The organism is Rhodococcus sp. ACT016 (assembly GCF_050477185.1).
GTDB lineage: Bacteria > Actinomycetota > Actinomycetes > Mycobacteriales > Mycobacteriaceae > Prescottella.
This window is the reverse complement of sequence record NZ_JBEAET010000001.1, coordinates 907,794-924,774: the sequence shown is the minus strand read 5'-3', so window position 1 is coordinate 924,774 and position 16,981 is coordinate 907,794. Positions and strand designations below refer to the sequence as shown.

Annotated in this window: 17 protein-coding genes and 1 tRNA gene; 7 read left to right on the top strand and 11 right to left on the bottom strand. The window is 67.9% G+C overall.

Translation table 11 applies throughout. The annotated features are described in order from the left end of the window. Positions 1–43: 43 nt before the first annotated feature. Complete coding sequence (locus ACQ5DX_RS04405) at positions 44–670, bottom strand: FMN reductase (protein WP_430331460.1); 627 nt, start codon at positions 668–670, stop codon at positions 44–46. Beyond that, positions 667–1,755, bottom strand: a complete 1,089-nt coding sequence (locus ACQ5DX_RS04400; RefSeq protein WP_430331459.1) for an LLM class flavin-dependent oxidoreductase — start codon at positions 1,753–1,755, stop codon at positions 667–669. Before ACQ5DX_RS04400 ends, ACQ5DX_RS04405 begins: the two co-directional genes overlap by 4 nt. Positions 1,756–1,913: 158 nt before the next feature. On the opposite strand from ACQ5DX_RS04400, the gene ACQ5DX_RS04395 reads away from it, so the two are divergent. The 3 genes from ACQ5DX_RS04395 to ACQ5DX_RS04385 are packed head-to-tail and all read left to right on the top strand — an operon-like array spanning position 1,914 to position 4,157. Then, positions 1,914–3,551, top strand: coding sequence for an acyl-CoA dehydrogenase family protein (locus ACQ5DX_RS04395; protein ID WP_430331458.1), 1,638 nt, complete (start codon positions 1,914–1,916; stop codon positions 3,549–3,551). Between the two features lie 23 nt (positions 3,552–3,574). Continuing rightward, the gene (locus ACQ5DX_RS04390; RefSeq protein WP_430331457.1) at positions 3,575–3,808 is read left to right on the top strand and encodes an SRPBCC family protein; all 234 of its coding nucleotides are present in this window, start codon (positions 3,575–3,577) and stop codon (positions 3,806–3,808) included. A gap of 7 nt (positions 3,809–3,815) precedes the next feature. Continuing rightward, the gene (locus tag ACQ5DX_RS04385) at positions 3,816–4,157 is read left to right on the top strand and encodes a GNAT family N-acetyltransferase (protein ID WP_430331456.1); all 342 of its coding nucleotides are present in this window, start codon (positions 3,816–3,818) and stop codon (positions 4,155–4,157) included. 304 nt (positions 4,158–4,461) lie between these two features. On the opposite strand, the gene ACQ5DX_RS04380 is transcribed toward ACQ5DX_RS04385, so the two are convergent. The 9 genes from ACQ5DX_RS04380 to ACQ5DX_RS04340 all read right to left on the bottom strand — a co-directional run bounded on the left by ACQ5DX_RS04380 (position 4,462) and on the right by ACQ5DX_RS04340 (position 12,698). Then, positions 4,462–5,835 (bottom strand): hypothetical protein, encoded by a 1,374-nt coding sequence (locus ACQ5DX_RS04380; RefSeq protein ID WP_430331455.1) that lies wholly within the window; start codon positions 5,833–5,835, stop codon positions 4,462–4,464. Positions 5,836–7,016: 1,181 nt separating this feature from the next. Then, positions 7,017–7,571 (bottom strand): hypothetical protein, encoded by a 555-nt coding sequence (locus tag ACQ5DX_RS04375; RefSeq protein ID WP_430331454.1) that lies wholly within the window; start codon positions 7,569–7,571, stop codon positions 7,017–7,019. A 1-nt stretch (position 7,572) separates the two neighbouring features. Then, on the bottom strand, positions 7,573–7,872 hold the full coding sequence (locus tag ACQ5DX_RS04370; RefSeq protein ID WP_430331453.1) for a hypothetical protein: 300 nt from the start codon (positions 7,870–7,872) through the stop codon (positions 7,573–7,575). A 208-nt stretch (positions 7,873–8,080) separates the two neighbouring features. Further along, positions 8,081–8,157: transfer RNA gene (locus ACQ5DX_RS04365), tRNA-Leu, on the bottom strand. A gap of 76 nt (positions 8,158–8,233) precedes the next feature. Further along, entirely contained in the window at positions 8,234–9,190 is a 957-nt protein-coding gene (locus ACQ5DX_RS04360) for an exopolyphosphatase (RefSeq protein ID WP_430331452.1), read from the bottom strand. Then, positions 9,187–9,720 carry a DUF501 domain-containing protein gene (locus ACQ5DX_RS04355; RefSeq protein ID WP_430331451.1) on the bottom strand — a complete coding sequence of 178 codons (534 nt, stop codon included), beginning with the start codon at positions 9,718–9,720 and terminating at the stop codon, positions 9,187–9,189. The genes ACQ5DX_RS04360 and ACQ5DX_RS04355 overlap by 4 nt, the downstream gene beginning before the upstream one ends. Further along, complete coding sequence (locus ACQ5DX_RS04350; RefSeq protein ID WP_430331450.1) at positions 9,717–10,433, bottom strand: septum formation initiator family protein; 717 nt, start codon at positions 10,431–10,433, stop codon at positions 9,717–9,719. Before ACQ5DX_RS04350 ends, ACQ5DX_RS04355 begins: the two co-directional genes overlap by 4 nt. Further along, positions 10,433–11,728 (bottom strand): phosphopyruvate hydratase, encoded by a 1,296-nt coding sequence (eno, locus tag ACQ5DX_RS04345; RefSeq protein WP_430331449.1) that lies wholly within the window; start codon positions 11,726–11,728, stop codon positions 10,433–10,435. The genes ACQ5DX_RS04350 and eno overlap by 1 nt, the downstream gene beginning before the upstream one ends. A gap of 124 nt (positions 11,729–11,852) precedes the next feature. After that, positions 11,853–12,698 carry a lytic transglycosylase domain-containing protein gene (locus ACQ5DX_RS04340; protein WP_430335542.1) on the bottom strand — a complete coding sequence of 282 codons (846 nt, stop codon included), beginning with the start codon at positions 12,696–12,698 and terminating at the stop codon, positions 11,853–11,855. 204 nt (positions 12,699–12,902) lie between these two features. Between ACQ5DX_RS04340 and efeU the strand changes: the two genes are divergently transcribed. The 4 genes from efeU to rpmF all read left to right on the top strand — a co-directional run bounded on the left by efeU (position 12,903) and on the right by rpmF (position 16,932). Beyond that, the gene (gene efeU, locus ACQ5DX_RS04335) at positions 12,903–13,823 is read left to right on the top strand and encodes an iron uptake transporter permease EfeU (protein WP_430331448.1); all 921 of its coding nucleotides are present in this window, start codon (positions 12,903–12,905) and stop codon (positions 13,821–13,823) included. Then, entirely contained in the window at positions 13,820–14,980 is a 1,161-nt protein-coding gene (efeO, locus tag ACQ5DX_RS04330; protein WP_430331447.1) for an iron uptake system protein EfeO, read from the top strand. The genes efeU and efeO overlap by 4 nt, the downstream gene beginning before the upstream one ends. Beyond that, positions 14,961–16,277, top strand: coding sequence for an iron uptake transporter deferrochelatase/peroxidase subunit (gene efeB / locus ACQ5DX_RS04325; RefSeq protein ID WP_430331446.1), 1,317 nt, complete (start codon positions 14,961–14,963; stop codon positions 16,275–16,277). Before efeO ends, efeB begins: the two co-directional genes overlap by 20 nt. Positions 16,278–16,758: 481 nt before the next feature. Next, positions 16,759–16,932, top strand: coding sequence for a 50S ribosomal protein L32 (gene rpmF / locus ACQ5DX_RS04320; protein ID WP_430331445.1), 174 nt, complete (start codon positions 16,759–16,761; stop codon positions 16,930–16,932). Positions 16,933–16,981: the final 49 nt, after the last annotated feature.

The following is a 16,981-nucleotide window of genomic DNA, read 5'->3' as shown; positions in this document are numbered from 1 at the left end:
CTGATCGACGACGTTCGTTGCGGGTATCTTACTGGCGAGTCAGTTACTGCGTCTGCCGTGTCAGCAACTCCTCGAACGGCACCGAGTTCGCGAACGGATCCACGGGTCCGACGCTCTCACGCACCGCCACCGCGGCGGCCAACTCGCCGCCGCCCCGCGCGATTCGCTGCGCCAGCCCCTGATCGCCCGCTCCCGCCCAGTCCTCCGAGGCCGCGTAGACGGCCGTCGGCACCACGGCGGCCCGCAGGTAGGCGAACATCGGACGGACCGCGTGGTCGAGCGCGAGCGAATGTCGCGCGGTGCCGCCGGTCGCCCCCATCAGGACGGGCACGCCGTCGAGCGTCCCGGGTTCGAGGACGTCGAAGAACGACTTGTACAGCCCGCTGTAGGAGGCGTTGAAGATCGGCGTCACCGCGATGAGCCCGTCGGACACGGCCACACGTTCGGTCGCCGACCGCAGCGCGCCGCTCGGGAAGCCGGTGAGCATGTTGTCGACGAGCGCGTGTGCATGGTCGCGCAGTTCGACCACCGCGACATCGACCTCGACGCCCTGTGCGACGAGCGCATCCTCGGTCGCGGCGGCAAGCCGGTCGGCGAGCAGCCGACTCGACGACGGCTGCGTCAACCCCGCCGAGATCACCGTCAGCGTGCGGATCTTCGGGTCGCTCACGACAGCACCTCCTCGTTCCTGCGTGCAACCAGGCTCGCGTGCGTGGGAGCCTCCGGGACGTGCACGGGACGCATCGCATCCATCTCGCGACGCAGCACCGGCACGACCTCCTCACCCAGCAGGTCGAGTTGCTCGAGAACGGTCTTCAGCGGCAGCCCGGCGTGATCCATGAGGAAGAGCTGACGCTGGTAGTCGCCGAAGCTCTCGCGGAACGTGAGGGTCTTGTCGATGACCTCCTGCGGGCTACCCACGGTCAGCGGCGTCTCCTCGGTGAACTCCTCGAGCGACGGGCCGTGTCCGTAGACGGGGGCGTTGTCGAAATAGGGCCGGAACTCGCGGACGGCGTCCTGGGAGTTCTTGCGCATGAACACCTGGCCGCCGAGCCCCACGATCGCCTGGTCCGCCGAGCCGTGGCCGTAGTGCTCGTAGCGCCGGCGATAGAGGTTGATCAGCTGGACGAAGTGCTCCTTGGGCCAGAAGATGTTGTTCGCGAAGAAGCCGTCACCGTAGTAGGCGGCCTGCTCGGCAATCTCGGGGCTGCGGATCGAGCCGTGCCACACGAACGGCGGAACGTCGTCGAGCGGCCGCGGCGTCGACGTGAACGACTGCAGCGGCGTACGGAAGCGCCCCTGCCAGTTCACGATGTCCTCGCGCCAGAGCTTGTGCAGCAGTGCGTAGTTCTCGATCGCGAGCGGGATGCCCTCACGGATGTCCTTGCCGAACCACGGATAGACGGGCCCGGTGTTGCCGCGACCGAGCATGAGGTCCACCCGACCGTCCGCGAGGTGCTGGAGCATCGCGAAGTCCTCGGCGATCTTCACCGGATCGTTGGTGGTGATGAGCGTCGTCGACGTCGAGAGCTGAATGCGCTCGGTGCGCGCGGCGATGTAGCCGAGCATGGTCGTCGGCGAGGACGGCACGAACGGCGGGTTGTGGTGCTCACCGGTGGCGAACACGTCGAGTCCCACTTCCTCGGCCTTCTCCGCGATCGCGACCATCGCCTTGATGCGCTCGGCCTCGGTCGGGGTCCGCCCGGTCGCGGGGTCCATGGTCACGTCGCCGACGGTGAAGATTCCGAACTGCATGCTCTACCTCCGAGGTATTTCAAGTTTCAACTATATGCCAAGAACCGCGTCGGCCCCGCGGATATTCCGCCGGCGCGTCGTGCAACTGCTTGACGTGTGGACCCAACCGTCATTGACTGCAGTCGAGGATCACCGTCACCACCACGTCAGGGGGTCGTATGAGGGTCACGCACGAGGTAACCAATCAGGTCCCGCCGCTGATCGACTACGACGCGGCCGACTACCCACCGATCCTCGAGGCCCTCCGCAGCGAGGGCGCGCACGACGCCCTCGACGACGTGCACCACGTCGGACGGCTCGCCGGCGGCGCGGAGGCCCAGCGGTGGGGCGACCTGGCCGAGGCGCATCCCCCGGTGCTGCGCACCCACGACCGCTACGGTCACCGCATCGACGAGGTCGACTACGACCCCGCCTACCACCAGCTCATGCACACCGCCGTGGAACTGGGGCTGCACGGGGCGCCGTGGGCCGACCCCAGCCCCCACGCACACCTGGTCCGGGCCGCGAAGATGGCGGTGTGGGGGCAGGTCGACGCCGGCCACGGCTGCCCGATCTCGATGACCTACGCCGTGGTGCCGGCGCTGCGCCACAACCCCGAACTGGCCTTGCAGTACGAACCGCTGCTGACCGCCCGGGCCTACGACCCGCAACCGCGCCCGCCGCTCACCAAGCCGGGACTGATCGCGGGCATGTCGATGACCGAGAAGCAGGGCGGCTCCGACGTCCGCGCCGGCACGACACGCGCGGTCCCGCAGGCCGACGGCGCCTACCTGCTCACCGGACACAAGTGGTTCACGTCGGCGCCGATGTCGGACATCTTCCTGGTGCTCGCACAGGCGCCGGGCGGGCTGACGTGCTTCCTGCTTCCTCGGGTCCTGCCCGACGGCAGCCGCAACACCATGCACCTGCAACGGCTCAAGGACAAGCTCGGCAACCACTCGAACGCCAGCAGCGAGGTGGAGTACGACGAGGCCGTCGCGTGGCGGGTGGGCGACGAGGGCCGGGGTGTCCCGACGATCATCGAGATGGTCAACATGACCCGCCTGGACTGCACGATCGGCACGGCGACGGGGATGCGGGTCGGCGTCACGCAGGCGACGCACCACGCGGTCCACCGCAGCGCGTTCGGCGCGCACCTGATCGACCAGCCGCTGATGCGGAACGTCCTCGCGGACCTGGCCGTCGAGTCCGAGGCCGCGACCACGGTCGCGCTGTGGCTCGCCACGCTCACCGACCGCGCCGCGAGCGGCGACCCGCAGGCCGCGACGCTGCGCCGGATTGCCCTCGCGGTGAGCAAGTACTACGTGTGCAAGCGCGGACCGATCCACGCCGCGGAGGCCCTGGAGTGCTTGGGCGGCAACGGATATGTCGAGGAGTCGCGGATGCCCCGGCTGTACCGGGAGGCGCCGCTGCTGTCGGTGTGGGAGGGCTCGGGCAACGTCGCCGCACTCGACGCGCTGCGCGCGATGGCGCGCCAACCGGAGTCGGTCGAGGCGTTCTTCGACGAACTCGACGACAGCGCCGGCGGCGACCGTCGACTCGACGCGGCCGTGGCGGCCTTGAAGAGATCCTTCACGGATTTCGACACCCTCCAGCTGCGGGCCAGGCGGGTGGTCGGCGACATGGCACTGGCATTGCAGGGCGCGCTGCTGGTCCGACACGGACACCCCGCAGTGGCCGACGCCTTCTGCGCAACACGACTGGGTGGCGACTGGGGCACTGTGTTCGGCACGCTGCCGGCGGGCCTCGATCTGGGGCCGATCATCGAACGGGCCTTACCCAAGATGAGTTCCTGACGAATTTCCGCAGGGAGGTACACATGTCCCGCCCCTCACCGGTGTGCGTATCGGTCAGCAAGGTGATCGCAGCGCAACCGCGCACGCTGTACGCCCTGATCAGCGACATCACTCGAATGGTCGACTACAGTCCGGAAACCGTCTCCACCCGCTGGCTCGGCGGCGCCACCGGTCCGCATGTCGGCGCCCGGTTCGAAGGCACCAACCGGATTGGACGCGCACGCTTGGGTCGCGCGAGCCGACCGCCCGCGTCATAGTGGGATCATGACCGACGAACTGGATGCACAGCCCGAGGTTCACTCCTCGCCCGACAGCCGCCGCTACGAGATCCGCGTCGGAAACGAAACGGCAGGTTTCACGCAGTTCGTCGACAGCGGCGTGCAGCGCATCTTCTTCCACACGGAGATCGACGAGCGCTTCGCGGGCCGCGGCCTGGCGAGCACGCTCATCCGGGCAGCGCTCGAGGACACCACCGCACACGACAAGCGGATCGTGCCGATCTGCCCGTTCGTGGCGGGTTTCCTCGAGAAGCACGACGACTTCGCCGGATACGTCGACGCCGTCACCCCCGCGGCGCAGCAGGTCGTCATCGAGTCCGAGCACTGACCGGAATGCCTTGACCTCCCGACATCGTCGGCGCCCACGTCGAGTGGACCGGGCGTCGACTGTCGCGGGGTGTGACCACGAGCTTGCGGACGGGAGTCGGTCGATCGCCACAGCCCGCATCGGCCAACCTCCGGGACGGCCGAGCCTTCCGCTTCCGTCCTCTCTGAATCAGAGATCGCGAGTCCACCACCGCGGCAACATCTCTCGCGGATCGTGCACGGCGGACTCACATCCGCAACGCCATCGAGACTGGCGAGCGGAGACCCGCCCGGAAGCTTCGGGGCGGATCTCCTTCTGCATCAGATCATCGGGGCCATGCCGCCGGACGCCGGTGCAGACTCGTCTCGCGATGCTCCAGCTGCGCGCGACGGCTGCCCTGATTGATCTTCGGGACCTCCGCGAGCACATCCGCCAGATCGTCGACAGAGACAACCCGTGTCGCCACCGGGCCCGGGACTACGCCTGCCGGCAAGTCCTGCCATCGCAGGAAGATCAGCCCACGGTCGTGCCCTGCCGGATCGAGCCAGTTGCACACGTTGGGATCGCGTTGACTCACCACGAACGTGACTGTGCCGTCCGGGTTCGTCATAGCCTGGGCTCGGTTGAGGCTGGACTGGTGGTCCCAGTAGTTCATCGAGGTGAACCAGTTGTTGCCAAGTTGCATGCCGAAGTAGGGTGCGTCGGCCGGGTCCACGGTAAGGACCAGCGCCTCATCGGATCGCAGATCGAACTGGGCGAACGCGCTGACCTGCCCGGGCAACCCGCCTCGGGTCGGGGCAGGCGCCGCGACGGCGTTGACCGGTAGCACCTGCAGGAGTTGCTTCGCGTAGTCGGCCCAGAACTCCCCCTGGCGCGTCATCCGGCGTACCACCTCGGCTGCCGGGTCCTCGGGAACAGCGACGACCGGCCCACTCAGCTGGGTGAGCTGAAGCTCAGCGGGCGTCTCGGTCGCCCAGTCCGCCAAGGTGTCACGCACAACGAGCCGCTTGCTGCCCGCCCCGAACTGGATGTGGTTGTCCCCCGGCTGCCCCGGCTCGGCGCTCAGCGTCAGTGTGAACGACCCATCCGCCGCCGTCCTGAGGCTGTTGCCGGCGAAGAACCCGGTTGTGTTCCCCAGGGTTCCATCGCCCGGATAGGCGTCGAGAACCTGGAAGTAGATGTTCTGCGACGAGTGCCGGATACCCCGGATCGCGTACGAGCCGTTCTCGTCGATCGTGGCGGATCGGTAGATCACATCGGGATTGTCGAGCCCCCACCGGCGGTCCGGCTGATCGTCCCACGCGATGGATGTCCGGCCGAGGTTCGCGACATCGCTGGCCGCGGCGAGAGCGAGAGAATCGACGTAGGACGGCATTTCGGCCGCGGTGGCATCGTCCGCCGCCAGACCCGACTGCGCCAGCGTGTCGCGGAGCGTCGCCTTGGCGGCGGCGACCGCCGGGTCCCGCACCAGCTCGAGTGCCCGCGTATCGAGTCCGCTGCTTTCCAGGAAGCGCATCGGCGGTGCGAGCGGCGAACGCGGACAGCTGACCGGGGACGACGAACTTCCGAATCCGAGCGATGCTGACACACTTCCGAATCCACTGGAATCGAGCGGGTGCGCGGTCGCCAGCGTAGCGAGCAGCAGCGCGCCGACGACGGCCGGGACCACGGCGACGACAGCGAGCGATCGAGCATGCATGTGGGCACCATCCTTCGGCCGTTCGGCGGGTCGGGGACCTCGAACGGCTACGTATGTCTGAGCAATTGGCGGGGTGACGCGGGTCACCATACCGAGCCCTTTCACCCCTTCGAACCGACACTTCCCATCACGCGGGACATTCCGCAACCAACCGCTTGCTTGGGGCGTGCCGTCGGCTACCACTGAAGCTACGGACCTCCGCAGGTACTGCAGACCGTCGCGGAACTCCTAGTGGCAGAGGGGCACTCAGAAGATCGGAACTGTGGGAGGTTTTCAGTCATCGTCCCGGGGCCGCCTTGTGTTGGGCGTCAGCCGCCGACTGGGGCAAGCAACGGCCCGGATATCCTCGAGACTCGGGGCCGATGTCGCCTCGACCTACTTTCGGTCCGCGCAGGCACTCGTCCGGGTATCGCAACCGAGGAAGGCCGATACGGCGTCCGGGCGAACGACGTCGGCCCCGAGGAAAGCCCACCGACGGCATGGCCGATCGACTGATCACCGGCGAAGAGGCGATTTTCCGTATCTCCCGTAGCGGGCCGTAGTTCCCCCATAGAGGAGCAGGGAATTGCCGCGTATCACGGCCCTATGCCCTGGCGGGCGGGACACCAGCCCTACCACACCGAGTCCCGCCTGAGCCGGACTCCGTTGTCAGCTTGCCGAGACGGTGTCGGTGTGGTCGGCTGGCCCAGCGCGGCCATGGCGTCCGCGAAGTCGTCCTCGAACGAGAAGCGCATCTACCGGCGCGTCCTCGTCGCCTTCGCGTAGCCCATTAACCATGAGAGTGTGGCAGGCAAGCGCTACGCGGTGCCGCTTGACGGACCCCGCCACTCCCTCCGGACCCTTTCTACGACAACGTGTTCCGTCCCGCATTGGCGTCTGTCCGGTTGCCGATGAGTGCGCCCGCCCTTACCCCGACGGACGACGCATCCCCACGCGCGGCGACGTGTGGGGCCGACTGCGCGACCTCCACCACACCTTTGCGGTCATGCACCTCATGGCCGGCACCCGCTTTCATGCGGATGTCTCGGTGGCTCGGACACGGGACGCTCACGCTGACACTCGACCTCTACTGTGACCGGATCCTAGAAGAGGACGGCGGCGTTGCGAATCTTTTGCCCAAGCTGCCATCCACAACTCCGCCGCTATCCAACGAAGTTCCGTTGGTACGTGCAACCGGATGTTTAGAGATTGGACCGCGGTGACCTCAGAGTGCGCGGATCAACAACCATCCGAGATTCCGGTTGACTGTCAAACTTCACAACAGCACAAAGCGGCTCGGGCTGTAGGTCGACGATGTCACCGAGTCCGAACTTCTTGTGACTGACCCACCCACTCCCGTCAGCGATCAGCGAATCAAGCTTCGCCTTCCGGTCGGCATAGTCATCAAGATGGTCGTGGCCCGAACCGAAGTGCCGATCGAGGCTAATAGAGTCGGCATCACCGATGGTCGAACCGACGCGGCTAACACGCACCCCCGTCACACCATCGCCGAGTCTGATGGTGCGTTCGATTCCCCGCACCCGCTCAAGAATCTCACCAAGCATCTGTTTCTCCGACCTCCCCGGCTCACGGTCACCTTCCGTGATGTGGCTGTTGTCGGTTTGCTTCGCAGGCCTGGGAACCTCAGCCAATCGCGTAACGAGGTCTTCCCAGTTCTTATCAAAGACCCTCTCCAGCAACACCCTGTCAAGGGGCCGCTCGCAGTGATCGTTGATCGAGCAGAGGAACTTGAACACATCATCTTTGTCGCCCAAACACAGTGTGCTGGAAGTCCGAAAGGGGACCAACGACGTCTGCTGGCTCCAAATCCAGCAGTACCGTGCGCACGGATGATTCTCCAGTAGCCTTGGACAGCGCCCCTGCTTCAAAATTCAGCCAGGGCTCGCGTACGTTCTCTTTGGTGATGCAGATGATGCCCTCGCTGGTACCTTCCAGCTCCCTCGCTATTGCGTCACGCCCGCGCGCACCCTTAGCGATATCCTCGCTTGACACCCAGGGCTGAAGTTGCTGAATAACCTGTTGCAGCCAGTCCTTCAAGACCTGCGCCACTCGTCGGCTTGGACCAACTGATGAAAATCTTCAATCTGACTTGCTCCCGCGCTTGCAACGAAAACTGGCCCTAGGAGCATATCGGGCAAGCCAGACCACGAGGTCTGATTTCGCGCTTCACGACCTTCTCACGGCCTTATCAGGCCATGCACGCTCACACGGAGCGGGCCGGTAACGAATCTACCTGCAAAGACGGTGGTGCCCCCAGTGGGACTCGAACCCACACTTGGCGGATTTTAAGTCCGCTGCCTCTGCCAATTGGGCTATGGGGGCCCACCACCGGCCCGACTCCGGTGGCCCACATCCGTGGGAACTCAAACAGTGTAGGCGGAAGCGACAGTGAGCTAACTCACGACCCGCCCAGTGAGACCGACATTGCAATTCCGTCCAGGATGTCGTGCTCGCTCACGACGAGCTCGCCGATACCGGCGCGGCGCGAGAGTTCGTCCGCCAGAACGGCCGTGACGATCGCGCCGCCTCCGATCACGTCGACCCGGCCCGGATGCATGGGGCCGAGCGCGGCGCGCTCGTCGTGCGTCATCGTCACGAGGCGGTGCGCGACGTCGTGCAACTGCTCGAGGCTGAGCCGCGACAGGTGCACCCGGTCCGCGTCGTACTCGGGCAGGTTCTGCGCGACGGCCGACAGCGTCGTCATCGTTCCGGCCACCCCGACCCACGTGCGCGCCTGCTCGACCGGCACGCGAGCGAATGCCTCCGCGAGCCGCTCTACCGCGAATTCACGTGCCGCAGAGACCTGTTCGTCGGTCGGCGGGTCGTCGTGCAGGCAGCGTTCGGTCACGCGCACGCATCCGACATCGGTCGAGTACGCGGCGTGGACGCCGGTGTCGTCACCCAGGACGACCTCGGTGGATCCGCCGCCGAGGTCGACCACGACGAACGGCCCCTCGGCCGCGTCGAGTTCACCGACCGCGCCGGCGAACGACAGCCGTGCTTCCTCGTCGCCGGTGATGACCTCAGCCTCGGCACCGGGAATCACCGCGCCCAGGACTTCCCGCGTCATCCCGAAGAAGTCCTCGCGGTTCGCCGCGTCACGGGCGGCCGATGTCGCGACCATCCGCACGGCGCTCGCGCCGGTCTCCCGGATGATGTCGGCGTATTCGGTGAGCGCCACACGGGTGCGCTCGATCGCCTCGGGCGCGAACGCACCGTTGGCGTCGACGCCCTGCCCGAGGCGCACGATCCGCATCAGTCGGATCACGTCGGTGAGCCGACCGTTCTCGTCGGCGTCCGCGACGAGGAGACGAATCGAGTTGGTACCGCAGTCGATCGCGGCGACCCTGGTCATTCGGCGCCCTCGGCGAACGGTCCGGTGTACTCGGGCCAGTCGGCCGGAATCGCGGTGCCGCGCAGGTTGCCTCGCGCGGCGAGCGAGACGGCCTCGTCACCGAACGGGTTGAGACCGGGCCCCTTCGCGAGCGAGTGCGCGATCAGCACGTGCAGGCACTTGACCCGATCCGGCATGCCGCCGCCGGTGAAATCCGTTCCCAGGGAATCGATTTCGTTGCGCTCGGCAAGGTAGGACTCGTGCGCCCGCCGGTAGGCGGCGGCGAGTTCGGGATCGGTCCCGAGCCGCTCGGTCATCTCACGCATCACACCGGCGGATTCGAGCCGACTGGCCTCCGCGGTCAGCCGGGGGTCGGTGAGGTAGTAGAGCGTCGGGAACGGGGTGCCGTCCGGCAGCCGGGGCGCGGTCTTGACGACGCCGGGCTGCCCGTCCGGGCACCGGTAGGCGATCGCAAGCACGCCGCGCGGGGCGCGACCCAGCTGGGCCTCCACCGCGTCGAGGTCTTCCTGGGGGACGGACGATTCGCTCACCCGGTGGGTACTCCTGGTTCTTCTGGTGCGGGGGCCGGCGCCGCGGGGGCGGCCGGCGGTGTTTCTGATCGAGCCTCGGTGGTGGGCAGCGGTCCGGTCAGGCGCTGCCAGAGATCGCTGTGCCAGGCTCCGGTCGACGGTGGCGGCGGCGGCGCGTCCTTCTCCGGCGGCTTGTAGTCGCCGGGCAACTGCACCTTGTACGGCGTCTCCCCCGGCCGGACCAGCCCCAACCGCTCACGGCCCTGCGAGGCGATCCACGCGGGATCGTCGATCTGTTCCTTCTGACGCTGCAGGTCCGCGAGTTGCTGTTCGAGTACCTGCTGCTCGGAGGCCAGTCGATCGGCCTCGGAACGCTGGGTCAGGTAGGTGCGCAGCGGCACCGCGAGGGTGAGCGCCAACGCGCAGATCACCACTCCGAGAATGACGGCGCGCCCGGTCGAGAGCCCGAAGAACGTGCGCTCGGACCGGGCCGGAGCCGACCCTCGCCCCGTGCGGCGCGTCGAGCGGGCACGGGACGAGGTGGCTGCGTCGGTATCGCCACCGCTGACCGCACCGGCGTCGGCCGGTGCATCCTCGCGGAGGCGGTCGGTAGCTGCGGCAGGCGCGCCGGAACGAATCCGCCGGGGGCGACGTGGCCCCTGGTCCGACTCGGCACCGCGGCGAGCGGGACGCCCACCCGGGCGACCCGACCGCGACCTACCGCGCTGGTTCATCAGCTGGCGGCACCCTCGAACACGAAGCGCGGGAAGGCCAGCTCACCGGCGTAACGGGCGGCGTCGCCGAGGCTCTCCTCGATGCGCAGCAGCTGGTTGTACTTCGCGACGCGCTCGCTGCGGGCGGGCGCACCGGTCTTGATCTGGCCGCTGCCGACCGCGACGGCCAGATCGGCGATCGTGGTGTCCTCGGTCTCGCCCGAGCGGTGGCTCATCATCGTCTTGTAGCCGCTGCGGTGCGCCAGGTCCACGGCGTCCAGCGTCTCGGTGAGCGTGCCGATCTGGTTGACCTTCACCAGCAGAGCGTTGGCGGCGCCCTTGGCGATGCCCTCCTCGAGGCGCTCCGGGTTGGTGACGAACAGGTCGTCGCCGACGAGCTGGATCTTGTTGCCGATCTGCTCGGTGAGCGCGACCCAGCCGGCCCAGTCGTCCTCGCTCAGCGGGTCCTCGATGGAGACCAGCGGGTACTGGCCCAGCAGCTCGGCGTAGAACGCACCCATCTCCTCGGCGGTGCGGATCTTGCCCTCGAACTTGTAGCCGGTGCCGTTCGTGTAGAACTCGGTGGCCGCGACGTCGAGCGCCAGCGCGACATCGGTACCCAGCTTGAAGCCGGTCTTCGCGATGGCCTCGCTGATCAGGTCCAGCGCCTCACGGGTGCCGGCGACGTCGGGAGCGAAGCCGCCCTCGTCACCGAGGCCCGTCGACAGGCCCTTCTGCTTCAGCACTGCCTTGAGCGAGTGGTACACCTCGGCACCCCAGCGCAGCGACTCCTTGAAGGTGGGCGCACCGATCGGCGCGACCATGAACTCCTGGACGTCGACGCCGGTGTCGGCGTGGGCGCCACCGTTGAGGATGTTCATCATCGGGACGGGCAGCACGTGCGCGTTGGGGCCACCGACGTAGCGGAAGAGCTCCAGGCCCGAGCTCTCGGCGCCGGCGCGGGCGACGGCGAGGGAAGCACCGAGCAGGGCGTTCGCGCCGAGGCGAGACTTGTCCGGGGTGCCGTCGGCGTCCAGCAGAGCCTGGTCGACGGTGCGCTGCTCCGTGGCGTCCAGGCCGATGATGGCCGGCGCGATCTCGCCGAGCACGGACTCGACGGCCTTCTCGACACCCTTGCCCAGGTAGCGGTCGCCGCCGTCACGCAGCTCGACGGCCTCGTGCTCGCCGGTGGAGGCACCGGAAGGAACGGCGGCGCGGGCGAAGCTGCCGTCCTCGAGCAGCACCTCGACCTCAACCGTGGGGTTGCCACGGGAATCGAGGATCTCGCGAGCTCCGACCTGCTCAATGATGGCCACGAATGCTTCTCCTTGGTTGTCTACGTGCAGGTGAAGACGGCCCTGAGCCGCCGGATGCATAGTGCCAGGTCTGAGCCTAACCGGAGTAACCGACTCCCGTCCCGAGGCACGCACGCGACGCCGGTCACCGCCGGACCCCCACCGAGTACGCCGCCGCCCGGTCCCGCACATCGAGGAGGTATTCGCCGGACAGGTTGTAGGCCATGAGCGCGGCGCGCCACCCGTCCTCGGTGGTGAGGTCGCCCCCCCGCGCGCAGAGATAACGCGCCGCGGTGAGCGCCGCGTCGTCGATGCTGTCCGGGTCGGCGACCCCGTCACCGTTCGCGTCGACGCCCCAGCGCTTCCACGTCTCGGGAATGAACTGCAACGGCCCCATGGCACGGTCGTGGGTGGCGTCGCCGTCCATCGCGCCGCCGTCGGTGTCGGGGATCTCCGCGACACCGGGCGACCCGTCGAGCGGGATTCCCCGGATGGGTGGGCTCACCAGACCGTCGTCGCCGACGCGGGAACCACCGTGTGTGCCGTGCTTGCTCTCGACGGCGGCGATGCCCGCGAGCGTCGTCCAGCCGATGCCGCACTCGGGCCGGGACTGCGCCATCACCGCGGCCGCGTACCCGTATGCCTCGAGCGCGGTCGACGAGATCGCGAGGCGCTCGGACAGCGGCTCGGCCCACTCCGCCAGCAGATTCGCGGTCCGCCCCGGCGCGTCGATGTCGATCGGCGGCAGCGGAGCGCCGGGCCCGGGCGGAATGCCCTGTGGGATCTCGATGCGCGGTTGCCGCTGGTCGAACTCGTCGAGTCCCGACGCGACGGTCACGGCCGCGACGGCCACCAGCGTCGCCGACGTCACGACGAGGAAGGTTCGCAGCCGACGCCGCGGCCGGCGAGGAAACGGATCGGGCGGCAACCCCGCCGCGGTCGTCCTCGGCACCCCACTCGAGGTCGCGGCTTGTCTCGTCACGGCGTCCATCATCCAGACCGCGCGGTCGTGACGCTTGCCGGGATCGGGACCAAAGCCACATTCCGGACAAAAAACTCCAGGACGGGGGCGGTTTTCCCGGGGTCTTAGGGAATGCTACGTTCACCATGGTCATTCGAGGTTTGCCTTGCCTTCGCAGAGTCCGATCAGAGACGAGGACACCCGGCCACCCCGACTCGTCTCAGGAGTGCATGAGTGTCTGTCCTCGCCGCCGGCGCCGCCGCGCCGTCCATTGCCACCCAGTTGTTCGGCAGCGGTCTGATCGGTGTCCGCGAGGGCCTCGAGACCGGCATCGTCGTGATGATCCTCGTCGCGTTTCTCGTCAAATCAGGTCGCCGCGATGCGCTGAAATGGGTGTGGACCGGTGTCGCTGCCGCCGTATTGATGGTCGCGGTGATCTTCGTCGCCATCCATTTCGGCACCTCGACCGTCACCGGGATGGCCGCCGAACTCATCAGCGGACTCGCATCGCTCGTCGCGGTCGCGATCGTCACGGCCATGGTGCTGTGGATGCGCACGGCCGCGTCGTCGATCTCCGGGCAACTGCGTGCCGGCCTGGACCGGGCACTTGCCGTGGGACCGGCCGCGGTCGCCGTCATGGCGTTCTTCGCCGTCGGTCGCGAGGGCGTCGAGACCGCGCTGCTGCTGGTGGGCTACGCCGAGAACGCGGCCGGTAGTGCATGGCCGCTCGTGGGTCTGCTGCTCGGCGTCGTCGTCGCGGCCGTCCTCACCGTGCTGCTGTACTTCGGCGCGGTCCGTATCGACTTCGCCCGGTTCTTCCGCTACACCGGAGCTTTCCTCGTCGTCGTCGCGGCCGGCATCCTCGCGTACGGCGTTCGCGCACTGCAGATCGCAGGCTGGCTCCCGGGTGGATCGTCGCTCGCGTTCGACATCTCGTCCGCGTTCGACACGTCCAGCTGGTACGGCACCGTGCTGCAGGGCATCTTCAACTTCCGCCCGGACCCGACGGTTCTCCAGGTCGTCGCCTGGGTCGGCTACCTCGCGATCGTGATGCCGCTGTTCCTCCGTCCCGTCAAGGCGAAGACCGCTGCGCCGCAGACCGAATCGTCGCCGTCGGCGCCCGCCGACGACTCCACGGCCGAGATTTCCCGATGACCGCTCCTCGAAAGGTTCCGCTCGTGCGTCGTTCCACCTCCGCGCTCGCCCTCCTGGCGATCGCTCCGCTCGCTCTCGCGGCGTGCACGTCCAAGTCGGCCGCCGACAACGCGGCCATCACGGTGACGACCACCGACACCACCTGCGACGTGTCCACGAACTCCGCCGAGACGGGCAACACCACGTTCTCGATCACCAACAACGGCTCGAAAGTCACCGAGTTCTACGTCTACGGCGCGGGCGACCGGGTGATGGGTGAGGTGGAGAACGTCGGGCCGGGTCTGACGCGTCAGCTCATCGTCAACCTCGCCGAGGCCGGGACCTACCACACCGCCTGCAAGCCGGGCATGGTCGGCGACGGTATCCGTGCCGAGTTCACCGTGACCGGCGACTCGGTGGTTGCCACCGACCAGGACAGCCGACTCGCCGAGGCCGCCGCCGGTTACCGGCGGTACATCGACAGCCAGATCACCGCGCTGCAGGAGACCGCGGCCAAGTTCGTGGCGTCGATCAAGGCCGGCGACGTCGCCGCCGCGAAGGCCCAGTACCCCCTCACCCGCACGTACTACGAGCGCATCGAGCCCATCGCGGAGAGCTTCCCCGACGATCTCGATCCGCGCCTCGACCTGCGCGAGGTCGACGTCGAACCGGGCTGGAACTGGACCGGCTTCCACCGCCTCGAGAAGGATCTGTGGGTTCAGGGGTTGCAGCCCGACACCAACGCGATCGCGGATCAGCTGCTGGCGGACCTGCAGGAGTTGGCCGACGGTGTCGCGGCCCAGGACTTCGAGGTCGACCCGATCCAGTTGGCCGGCGGCGCACAGTCGCTCCTCGACGAGGTCGCGCGCACCAAGATCACCGGCGAGGAGGACATCTTCTCGCACACCGACCTGTACGACTTCCAGGCGAACGTCGACGGCTCGCAGGCCGCGATCGCGCAGTTGCGCCCCATCATCGACGACCGCAACCCCGACCTGGCGAAGCGTATCGACCAGCGCTTCGCCGAACTCGACGCCGAGCTGGCGCAGTACCGCCGCGGCGACGGCTTCGTCTCGTACGACACCGTCACCGAGCCGCAGCGTCAGGCCCTGTCGCAGAAGATCGACGCGTTGTCCGCAGAAGTGAGCCAGGTGCAGGGTGTCGTCGCAGGACAGTAATCAGCACGACCGGAAGGAACCGGGCGACGACGCCCGGACCGAGTCCCGTCCGGGCCTGTCCCGCCGCCGCCTCTTCGGCGCGGTCGGGGCGGGTGCGGTGGTCGCGGGCGCGGGTGTCGCGGTCGGGCGCCTGGCTGCCCCCGAGGCATCGGCTGCGACGTCCGAGGTGGTGCCGTTCCGCGGCGTCCACCAGGCCGGAATCGTCACGCCCGCACAGGATCGCATGCACTTCGTCGCGTTCGACGTCATCACCGACTCGCGCGACGAACTGGTCGCGATGCTGAAGAAGTGGACCGAGATGGCCGCGCGGATGACCGCCGGCGAGGAGGCCACCGAGAACGGCGCGACCGGCGCCGGCGAGTACAACCCGCCCACGGACACCGGCGAGGCGCTCGACCTGCACGCGTCGAAGCTGACCCTGACGATCGGCTTCGGTCCGTCGCTCTTCGACGCGAACGGCAAGGACCGGTTCGGCATCGCGAACAAGAAGCCGGCGGCACTGCTCGATCTGCCCAAGTTCACCGGCGACGCCCTCGAGCCCGCGCGCTCGGGCGGCGACATCGCGATCCAGGCGTGCGCCGACGACCCGCAGGTCGCGGTGCACGCGGTGCGCAACCTGGCCCGCGTCGGCTTCGGCGTGGTCGCGGTGCGCTGGTCGCAGCTCGGTTTCGGTCGCACGTCGTCCACCTCGACGAGCCAGACGACACCGCGAAACCTGTTCGGGTTCAAGGACGGTACGCGCAACATCAAGGCCGAGGACCCGGCGGCGGTGTCGAACTTCGTGTGGGTGGACCCGCAGGACGACCAGGCGTGGATGGCGGGCGGCTCGTACCTGGTGGCCCGACGCATCCGGATGCTCATCGAGCCGTGGGACCGCACCACGCTGCACGAGCAGGAGCGGGTGTTCGGGCGCAGCAAGAGCAGCGGCGCACCGCTCGGCCGGAAGGACGAGTTCGACGACCTGCAGCTCGACGCCAAGGGCGCCGGCGGCAAGCCGGTCATCGACAAGGACGCGCACGTGCGTCTGGCGTCGGCTGAGGAACTGGGCGGCATCCAGATCCTGCGTCGCGGTTACAACTTCACCGACGGCACAGACGGTTTCGGCCACCTCGACGCCGGGCTGTTCTTCATCGCGTACTGCCGCGACCCGCAGAAGCAGTTCGTGCCGATGCAACAGAACCTCGCCCGCAACGATGCGCTCAACGAGTACATCAAGCACGTCGGCTCTGCCGTGTTCGCGGTGCCTCCGGGCGTGAACGACGGCGACTACTGGGGTTCGACGCTGTTCGAGGCGTGACGCCCACCCGAACGAAGACCCGACTCGGCGAGCGGTGGTGTTCCTCTCACCGCCGCTCGCCCCGTCGACCCCACCGGTGTCCGGCTGATAGAGTGCCCGCCATGGATATCGAGGTCGACAGAATCTAGCCACCGGACTGCCGGTGGCTTTGCCGAGACGGCGCGGATCGCGCCCCGGTGAATGACCTTCCCATTTCGTCAGTGGTACTGGCCTGAGCACATCCGTGTGCCCTCTCGCTGCAATCTCGCGGTCCCCACGGACCGAGACCACTCCGGCACGTCCGCGTCGTACCGATCACGTTCTGCATGCAGAGCGATGTCGACCGCCCGGCCCCCGCGTGCCTTCGTCCGCCCACGGGAAGATCTCCGAGAGCCTCGAGGCACTCGGCGCACAGCGCCGGCGCACGTCTGCTCGACGACTGTTCGTGATCGGTTTCGTCCTTCAGCACTGCTGAACCGCAACCTTTCACGAAAGGCGTCCCATGCAGCATCGCACCTCGCGGTCCCGTGTCCGGCACCGCCGCGCGCATTGGAAAGCAACCGTTCCCGATCTCACGACCTGCCCGAATCCCGTTTGTGGAGAGACCATTCCGGCGCATCACGTGTGCCCGTACCGCGGGCGCCAGATCCTGCCCGGAAAGGGCGGCAAGGCATGAGTCCCACCACCGACACACCGGCCGGCCGGCCCTCACGATCTCTCGAAGG